This window comes from Cryobacterium sp. 10I5 (genome assembly GCF_035019865.1).
Classification (GTDB): Bacteria; Actinomycetota; Actinomycetes; order Actinomycetales; family Microbacteriaceae; genus Cryobacterium; species Cryobacterium breve_A.
This window is the reverse complement of record NZ_JASJVI010000179.1, coordinates 1-2,136: the sequence shown is the minus strand read 5'-3', so window position 1 is coordinate 2,136 and position 2,136 is coordinate 1. Positions and strand designations below refer to the sequence as shown.

The 2,136-nt window shown below is 65.8% G+C and carries 2 protein-coding genes; both read left to right on the top strand.

Going from position 1 to position 2,136, the window contains the following annotated elements; translation table 11 throughout:
- The first annotated feature begins 68 nt into the window (after nt 1-68).
- Nucleotides 69-1,310, top strand: a complete 1,242-nt coding sequence (locus QN350_RS19515; protein WP_322135187.1) for a Mu transposase domain-containing protein — start codon at nt 69-71, stop codon at nt 1,308-1,310.
- Nucleotides 1,307-2,071, top strand: a complete 765-nt coding sequence (gene istB / locus QN350_RS19510; RefSeq protein ID WP_322135186.1) for an IS21-like element helper ATPase IstB — start codon at nt 1,307-1,309, stop codon at nt 2,069-2,071. Before QN350_RS19515 ends, istB begins: the two co-directional genes overlap by 4 nt.
- The last annotated feature ends 65 nt before the right edge of the window (nt 2,072-2,136 follow it).

The following is a 2,136-nucleotide window of genomic DNA, read 5'->3' as shown; positions in this document are numbered from 1 at the left end:
TGTTAACGCCGACCGAAAACAGGGCCAGAAACGCCAACTGAAAATAGGGCCACCAACCATTATGGAAGGTGATCAAATTGGATGATTGGGCAGAGATTCGCCACCTGCATTCGACGGGCAAGCATTCGAAACGGGAGATAGCCCGGCTGGCCGGGGTGTCCCGGGGAACGGTGGATCGGGCGTTGGCTGTGGATAGGTCGCCTACGTATAAGCGCGAGCCGACCGGGTCGAGTTTCGACGCGTTTGCGTCGCAGGTGCGGGTGTTGCTTGCGGCAACGCCGACGATGCCGGCCGCGACCGCGGCCGAACGGGTGGGCTGGTCGGGGTCTCCGTCGCTGTTCCGGGCCAAAATCGCCGAGCTGCGCCCGGAGTACGCGGTGCCGGACCCCGCGGACCGGCTGGTGCACCCGCCCGGGTTCCAGGTCCAGTGTGATCTCTGGTTCCCGCACGAAGACCTGCCGCTGGGCCATGACCAGGCTGCTGCGCCGCCGGTGCTGGTGATGACTTCGACGTTCTCCGGATTCATCCAGGCCCGCATGTTGCCGTCTCGGACGACGCCGGATCTGCTCGGCGGGATGTGGTCGTTGCTGCAGGAGGCCGAGGCCGTTCCCGCCCGGCTGACCTGGGACAACGAGACCGGCATCGGGCGCGGGAAACTCACCGAGCCCGCCGCCGCGTTCGCCGGTACGCTCGGCACCCAGATCAAGCTACTCAAGGCCCGTGACCCCGAGTCCAAGGGCATGGTCGAGCGGATGAATCGGTTCTTCCGCAGCCGCTTCATGTCGGGCCGGGCGTTCACCTCGCCCGACGACTTCAATGAGCAGTTGGCCGGGTGGCTGCCCATCGCGAACAACCGTCTCTCCCGGTCACGCAGAGGCCGCCCGCAGGACCTGATCAGCATCGACCGGGCGGCGATGCGCGGGCTGCCGCCGCTGGCGCCGGAAGTGATGTTCCGAAATAGCGTCCGGCTCCCACGGGATTACTACGTTCGCGCTTTCAGCAACGACTACTCCGTCGACCCGACCATGATCGGCCGGGTCGTGGACGTGACAGCGGGCCTGGAACGCGTCACCGTCCACCACGACGGGGTCCTCATCGCCGCGCACCGCCGGAAATGGGCTCGGCAACTGACCGTGACCGATCCGGCGCACGTCCTCCGCGCGGCCGAGCTGCGCGCGCAGTTCCAAGCCCAACGCGCCCGCCGGCCCGCGGTCACTGCCGTCGTCGAGATGGCCTCACTGGCCCGCTACGACGAACTCTTCAGCGTTGACCTAGACACCACCCCGACCGTGTTGGCGGTCGCGTCATGACCGGGTCGGAAGCGGCCTCGCAGATCGAGTACTACGCCCGCGCGCTGCGGGCCCCACGGATCAGCGAAGCCTTCCGGCGCCTGGGCGACCAGGCCCGCGACGCGGGCTGGTCCCACGAGGAATACCTCGCCGCAGTGCTCTCCAAAGAGGTCTCCGAACGCGAAGCCTCCGGGGCAGCGCTCCGCATCAAGGCCGCCCGGTTCCCGGGTCACAAAACCCTCGAGGACTTCAACTTCGACCACCAGCCCTCCGCAGACCGGAACCTGATCGCGCACCTGGGCACGAGCGTGTTCCTCACCGAAGCGAAGAACGTCGTCCTCCTCGGGCCTCCCGGAACCGGGAAAACACACCTCGCCGTCGGCATTGGAATCAAGGCCGCCAAAGCCGGCCACCGGGTCCTCTTCGACACCGCGACGGGCTGGGTGACTCGACTCCAAGAAGCCCACTCACGAGGCAAACTCGCCGCCGAACTCATCAGGCTGCGCCGTTACAGCCTGCTGATCGTCGATGAGGTCGGCTACATCCCCTTCGACCAGGACGCCGCGAACCTGTTCTTCCAACTCGTGTCATCTCGCTACGAACACGCCTCACTGATCATGACGAGCAACCTGCCCTTCGCCCGCTGGGGCGACGTGTTCGGCGACCTCACCATCGCCTCCGCGATGATCGACCGCATCGTTCACCACGCCGACGTGATCAGCCTCAAAGGCAACAGCTACCGGCTCAAGCAACACCAACCCACCGCGACTACGGCACACTAGAACCACACGAGAGTGGCCCTGTTTTCAGTTGGCAGAAGTGGCCCTATTTTCGGTTGGCGTTAACA

Coding starts and splice junctions, on each gene's coding strand:
- istB (WP_322135186.1), top strand. CDS start 1,307: ATGACCGGGTCGGAAGCGGCCTCGCAGATCGAGTACTACGCCCGCGCG.